The sequence below is a fragment of the Palleronia sp. genome, from assembly GCF_042089775.1.
Taxonomy (GTDB): Bacteria; Pseudomonadota; Alphaproteobacteria; order Rhodobacterales; family Rhodobacteraceae; genus Palleronia.
This window is the reverse complement of sequence record NZ_JBELKF010000135.1, coordinates 1-5,932: the sequence shown is the minus strand read 5'-3', so window position 1 is coordinate 5,932 and position 5,932 is coordinate 1. Positions and strand designations below refer to the sequence as shown.

Annotated in this window: 6 protein-coding genes and 1 pseudogene; 6 read left to right on the top strand and 1 reads right to left on the bottom strand. The window is 69.2% G+C overall.

Annotated features, from left to right (window positions below; all coding sequences use genetic code 11):
- The first annotated feature begins 39 nt into the window (after positions 1-39).
- The 3 genes from ACFDS3_RS18425 to ACFDS3_RS18415 are packed head-to-tail and all read left to right on the top strand — an operon-like array spanning position 40 to position 2,944.
- On the top strand, positions 40-882 hold the full coding sequence (locus ACFDS3_RS18425) for an ABC transporter permease subunit (RefSeq protein WP_375263807.1): 843 nt from the start codon (positions 40-42) through the stop codon (positions 880-882).
- Positions 882-1,955, top strand: a complete 1,074-nt coding sequence (locus tag ACFDS3_RS18420) for a sn-glycerol-3-phosphate import ATP-binding protein UgpC (protein WP_375263805.1) — start codon at positions 882-884, stop codon at positions 1,953-1,955. Before ACFDS3_RS18425 ends, ACFDS3_RS18420 begins: the two co-directional genes overlap by 1 nt.
- Positions 1,952-2,944 carry an endonuclease/exonuclease/phosphatase family protein gene (locus ACFDS3_RS18415; RefSeq protein WP_375263804.1) on the top strand — a complete coding sequence of 331 codons (993 nt, stop codon included), beginning with the start codon at positions 1,952-1,954 and terminating at the stop codon, positions 2,942-2,944. The genes ACFDS3_RS18420 and ACFDS3_RS18415 overlap by 4 nt, the downstream gene beginning before the upstream one ends.
- Here ACFDS3_RS18415 and ACFDS3_RS18410 read toward each other — a convergent pair.
- On the bottom strand, positions 2,913-3,473 hold the full coding sequence (locus tag ACFDS3_RS18410) for a DNA-3-methyladenine glycosylase (RefSeq protein WP_375263803.1): 561 nt from the start codon (positions 3,471-3,473) through the stop codon (positions 2,913-2,915). The two genes, ACFDS3_RS18415 and ACFDS3_RS18410, sit on opposite strands and share 32 nt — an antisense overlap.
- A 211-nt stretch (positions 3,474-3,684) precedes the next feature.
- On the opposite strand from ACFDS3_RS18410, the gene ACFDS3_RS18405 reads away from it, so the two are divergent.
- The 3 genes and pseudogenes from ACFDS3_RS18405 to ACFDS3_RS18395 all read left to right on the top strand — a co-directional run.
- Positions 3,685-4,257, top strand: a complete 573-nt coding sequence (locus ACFDS3_RS18405; RefSeq protein WP_375263806.1) for a cation transporter — start codon at positions 3,685-3,687, stop codon at positions 4,255-4,257.
- Between the two features lie 65 nt (positions 4,258-4,322).
- Positions 4,323-5,570 (top strand): Hsp70 family protein, encoded by a 1,248-nt coding sequence (locus ACFDS3_RS18400; RefSeq protein WP_375263802.1) that lies wholly within the window; start codon positions 4,323-4,325, stop codon positions 5,568-5,570.
- Between the two features lie 114 nt (positions 5,571-5,684).
- Positions 5,685-5,932, top strand: a pseudogene (locus tag ACFDS3_RS18395) (two-component system response regulator); the annotation flags it as partial.

Sequence of the window (5,932 nt, the reverse complement as noted above, 5' to 3'; positions counted from 1 at the left end):
TCCGCTTTCTCGAACGCCGCGTGCATTACGGGTGAGATGATGCAAAAGGTAAAACCTCTCGACCACCTGATCCTGATCCTCGGCACGCTGTTCCTGATGGCGCCGGTGGTGATGGCGCTGATGTCCTCGACCCATGATCCAATCGATATCCACTCCAACGGGCTCTACTTCACGCCCGGCGGCAACGGGGTCGCGACCTATGGCAAGGTGCTGACCCACAAGGGCGGCTTCACCGGCGAAGTCACCGGCCTTACGATGCTGATGAACTCCATGATCATGGGGATCGGCTTTGCGGTGGGGAAGGTCGTGCTGTCGATGATGGCGGCCTATGCGCTGGTCTATTTCCGCTTCCGCTTCGCCACGCTCCTGTTCTGGATGATCTTCACGACCCTGCTGCTGCCGCTGGAGGTACGGATCATGCCGTCCTACCAGGTCATGTCGACGCTGGGCCTCTTGAACAGCTATACCGGGCTGATCGTGCCGCTGCTGGCCTCGGCCACGGGAACGTTCTTCTTCCGGCAGTTCTTCCGCTCGGTTCCCGACGAGATGCTCGAAGCCGCGCGGATCGACGGGGCGGGGCCGTTCAAGTTCTTCATCGACATCCTGGTGCCGCTGTCGCGGACGATGATGGCGGCGATCTTCATCATCATGTTCATCTATGGCTGGAACCAGTATCTCTGGCCGCTGCTGATGACCACGGACGAGAGCTTCTACACCCTCATGCGCGGCATCAAGTCGATCCTGCAGGTGTGGATCGGCAGCCAGATCCCCGACTACAACGAAGCCTTCGCCCTTGCGGTGCTGGCGATGATCCCGCCCGTCGCGGTGGTGGTGATCTTCCAGCGCATGTTCATCAAGGGCCTGACGGAAAGCGACAAGTGATGGCACATCTCTCCCTCAAGAACGTCGGCAAGACCTATGCGGGCGGCACGCAGGCCGCCGTGTCCGGCATCGATATCGAAATCGCGGATGGTGAGTTCATCGTCCTCGTTGGCCCCTCGGGCTGCGGCAAGTCCACGCTCCTGCGCATGGTCGCGGGACTGGAAACGATCAGCACCGGCGAGATCCGCATCGGCGAACGGGTGGTGAACACCCTCGACCCGGCCGAGCGCGACATCGCGATGGTGTTCCAGAACTACGCGCTCTACCCGCACATGAGTGTGCGCGACAACATGGCCTACGGGCTGAAGAACCGTGGACAGTCCAAACCCGTCATCGCCGAACGCGTGGCCGAGGCCGCCCGGATGCTGGAACTCGGGCCTTATCTCGACCGCAAGCCGCGCGCCCTGTCCGGCGGTCAGCGCCAGCGCGTCGCCATGGGGCGCGCCATCGTCCGCCAGCCCGCGGCGTTTCTGTTCGACGAGCCGTTGTCGAATCTCGACGCCAAGTTGCGCGTTTCCATGCGGATGGAGATCCGCAAGCTTCAGAAGCGCCTCGGCACCACATCGCTTTACGTCACCCACGACCAGCTCGAGGCGATGACGCTCGCCGACCGGCTGGTGGTCCTGAACGGCGGCCGGATCGAGCAGATCGGCGCCCCGCTCGAGGTCTATCGCAAGCCCGCCTCCACCTTCGTCGCCTCCTTCATCGGCGCTCCCGCGATGAGCCTGCTCGACGCCCGTATCGAAGGCGGCACCGTCACGCTCGATGGCCATGCGCTGGCGCATGTGGGGCAGGGGCCCGGGCCCGTCACGCTCGGCCTGCGCGCCGAGGATCTGCGCCTCGCCCGCAGCGGCCTGCCGATGGCGGTCGAGCATGTGGAAGAACTCGGCGCCCAGCGGATCATCCACGGCACCGTCGGCGGCCAGCCGCTCGCCGTGGTCGACACGCAGGAAACGGCGGTCGCCGATCACGTGCACGTCGCGGTCGACCCCGCCCGGCTGCACCTCTTCGACACGCGGACCGGCACCCGGATCGAGACGCAGCCGCACCCCATGCGCGAGCTTGCGCTGTGATCCGCGACACCACGCCCGACCTGCCGGTTCCCCGCCCGCAGGACCTTGCCCTGCACGACCTGCCCCGCACGGTCGCGGCGCATGACGCGCACATGGCGACCGTGCCCGGCATGAACGCGACCGAAACCGGCGACACTCCCGCGGCCACGCAGCTCAGCCTGCCGATCACCGTCGGCGCCTGGAACCTCGAACGCTGCCTCTTCCCCGAGGCATCGGCGCGAAACGTGGATGACTGCGACATCCTTCTCTTGTCCGAGATGGACCACGGCATGGCCCGCACCGGCCAGCGCAACACCCCGCGCGACATGGCGGGTTATCTCGGCATGGGCTACGCCTACGCGGTCGAGTTCCTCGAACTCGGCCTCGGCTCCCCGATCGAGCGCGAATTCTGCACCGACGACCAGAACGCCCGCGGCTACCACGGCAACGCGCTGCTGGCGAACACGCCGCTCCACGCGCCCTTCGCGTTCCGCCTGCACGGCCACCGGCAGTGGTTCTCGGACCCCGAGCAGCCCCGCCTGGGCGAGCGGATCGCCGTCGGCGCCACCCTGCAGACCGAGTCCGGCCCGCTCCTCGCCATTGCCACGCATCTCGAAAGCGCCTGTTCGCCCGAGCACCGCGAGGCGCAGGTCGCGGGGCTGCTCGACGTCCTCGACGCCGAGTTTCCGGGTCTGCCCTGCCTGATCGGCGGGGACCTCAACACCGGCAACCACAACGAGGGCGACTGGCGCGCCGAAGGCCTGTTCCGCGTCGCCCGCGATCGCGGCTTCACCCCTCACGGCACGCCCGACGATCAGCCCACGACGCGCCCCAGCCTCATCACGCGCTGGCCCGAACGGGCGATGAAGCTCGACTGGTTCCTGTCGCGCGGCCTGACGCTCGGCCCCACCGTGGTCCGCCCCGCGCTCGATCCCGATGACCGGCCGCTGTCGGACCACGACGCCATCGTGACGCGGATCACGGCCTTCGGCGAACGAACGGCCGGCTGAGGCCGCGCGCGCCGGCCAGCCCGAACCGCCACGGCACCTCCTGCGCCTTGCTGATGCCGATGCGCGGCCCGACCAGCAATTCGGGCCGCCCATCGGGCAGGGCGATCGCGAAATCGCCGCCGTCGAACGCCGCCCCGTCATCCTCGATCCGCAGGCCAAGCGCCTGCGCGAGCCGCCCCGGACCGCTGCACAAGGGGGCGCTGCCCCGCCGCGCCTGCATGAGGTCCAGCCCCGCAAGCGGCTCCAGCGCCCGGATCAGCACCGCCTCGCCCGGCCGCGCGACCACGTTCAGGCACAGGTGAATCCCGTAAGAGCGATAGACATAGGCGTGCCCCGCCGGCCCGAACATCGACGCGTTGCGCTTCGTCGGCCCGCGGAAACTGTGCGAGGCCGGGTCCTCCTGCGCGTAGGCCTCGGTCTCGATCACGAGACCGCCCGCGCCGCGCACCACAAGCTCGGCCCCGATCAGCCGGCGCGCCAGCTCGACCGCGCCAAGCCCGGCGATCTCTTCGCGAAAGGCCTCGGTCATGCGCAGGTAACGGTATCCTGACCGAAACGCAGGCCACCACGCCCCCCCGTCCACATTTCCCTGCGCTCCATGATTTACCCCCCGGTTGCCTTGGTCACTAGGTAGGGGGGACGCCGCAAGAAGACGAGACGCCGATGCCCTGCTGCTCGGCCGATACCTGCGCCTCGAGCGTCGCGGCCACCGGCCGCTATACCGCACCGTCCTGTTGATCGTGCCCGGCATCAATGCATTGATGTTCCTGGTCGAGATCGTCGCCGGCCTCGCCGCCGGGTCCGCCGCGCTGCAGGCCGACGCGCTCGACTTCTTCGCCGACGCCGCGAGTTACGGGATCAGCCTTTTCGTCCTCGGCCTCGGCATCCGCTGGCGGGCAAGCGCGGCGCTGTTCAAGGGCGGCTCGATGGGCCTGTTCGGGCTCCGGGTGATCGGAAACGTCATCTGGCACGCGGTCCACGGCACGGTGCCCGGCTGGGGGACGATGGGCGTCGTCGGCGCCGCGGCGCTGGCCGCCAACGCCACCTGCCTTGCGCTGCTCTACGCCTGGCGCGACGGCGACGCGAACATGCGCTCGGTCTGGATCTGCTCGCGCAACGACGTGATCGCCAATCTCGCCGTGCTGGCGGCGGCGTTCGGCGTCTTCGGCACCGGGACCGGCTGGCCCGACATCATCGTCGCCGCGGTCATGGCCGTCCTCGTGATCCAGGGCGCGTTCACGATCATCCGGCAGGCCCTGGCCGAGTGCCGCACCGAACCCGCCGCCCCCAAGCCCGGTGCCGATCCTGCTTGAAGCCGCTTCTCTCCGGCCGTCATTCGCGTTAAGCGACCGCTCCTTTTTAAGCACCGGGGGCGGCCATGCCATCGAACATCCTCGCCATAGATTTCGGCACCTCGAACTCGGCCGCGGCAATCGTCGAGAGTGGGCAGGTGCGCCACATCCCCGTCGAGGCCGGGGGCCAGACCCTTCCGACGGCCGTGTTCTTCCCCCAGGGCGGCGGAACCATGCGGATCGGCGAAGCGGCGCTCGACGCGCTGATCGCCGGCGACGAGGGGCGGTTCATGCGCGCCCTGAAGAGCATCCTCGGCACGTCGCTCCTGCACGAATCCCGCCTCATCGCCGGGCGCAGGCGCACGCTGTCGGACGTCATCACTGCCTTCCTGCGCGAGCTTCGTCTCAGGTCCGAGGCCGCGACCGGCCGGTCCTTCCCCCGCGCGCTCTCGGGGCGGCCGGTCCGCTTCCACTCGGCCGACGACGAGGCCGACGCGCGGGCCGAGGAGGACCTGCGCGCCTGCTACCTCGCCGCCGGCTTCGACGAGGTGACGTTCCTGGCCGAGCCCGAGGCCGCCGCGATCGCCTGCGGGGGTCTCGGCGGCGACAGCGGCATCGGCCTGATCGTCGATATCGGCGGCGGCACCTCCGACTTCTCGGCCTTCCGCGCCACGCCCGAGGGTCCCGAGATACTTGCCAACCACGGCATCCGGCTTGGCGGCACGGATTTCGACCACGCCCTGTCGATGGCCTTCGCCATGCCCGAACTGGGCCTCGGCGGAGAGCTGCGGCGCGAGATGGGCGAAGGGCGCCTGCCGGTCCCGCGCGCGCCCTATATCGACCTGTCGACCTGGGCCAAGATCCCCTTCCTCTACACGCCCGAGACGCGCCGCTCGGTCGAGCGGATGGTGCGCCTCGCGGTCGAGCCCAAGCGGATGGAGCGTCTCTCCGCCGTCCTGACGCTTGAACTCGGGCACGAGCTCGCCTTCGCGGTCGAGGCCGGCAAGATCTCGGCGAACGGCGACGCCGGGGCAGGGCGCATCGCGATGGACGTGGTCGAGCCGGGCCTGGGCGTGCCGCTGTCGTCGGCGGATCTCGATGCCGTGCTGGACGACGCCCGCGCGCAACTGGGCGAGGCCGCTGGCCGCACCCTCGCAGCGGCCGGCGCCGCGCCCGGCGACATCGCCCGCATCGTCCTTGTCGGCGGGTCGAGCCTGATGGGCTTCGTCGAATCCGAGATGCGCGCGCTCTGCCCCGACGCCACGTCGATCCGGGCCAACGCGTTCACCGCCGTGGTCGACGGCCTCGCATTGGCCGCGCAGCGAGCCGCCTGATTTTCGGGCGCTCTGCCTCGATAGCGGGCGCCAAGCTCGCCCCTGGCGATGACGCGCCGGGGCGGCGGCAGGTTTCCCGTTGAACTCCCTGCCGCGCGGGGTTCGCTGCGGCAAATGGCGCCCAAACTCTCCATCGTGATCGTCGAACCCGACCCAGACAGGGCGCGCCTGATCGTGGACGCCCTGCGCGAGGCGGGTGACTTCGACATCCGCGTCATCGCCGAGCGTTCGGGCCTCGCGCGGCAGATCGCGCAGCGCCAGCCCGATCTCGTGCTGGTCGACGTCGCCGATCCCTCGCGCGACACGATCGAGGAACTGACCCTCGCGACCGGCCCCCTCGAGCGGCCCGTCGCGCTCTTTGT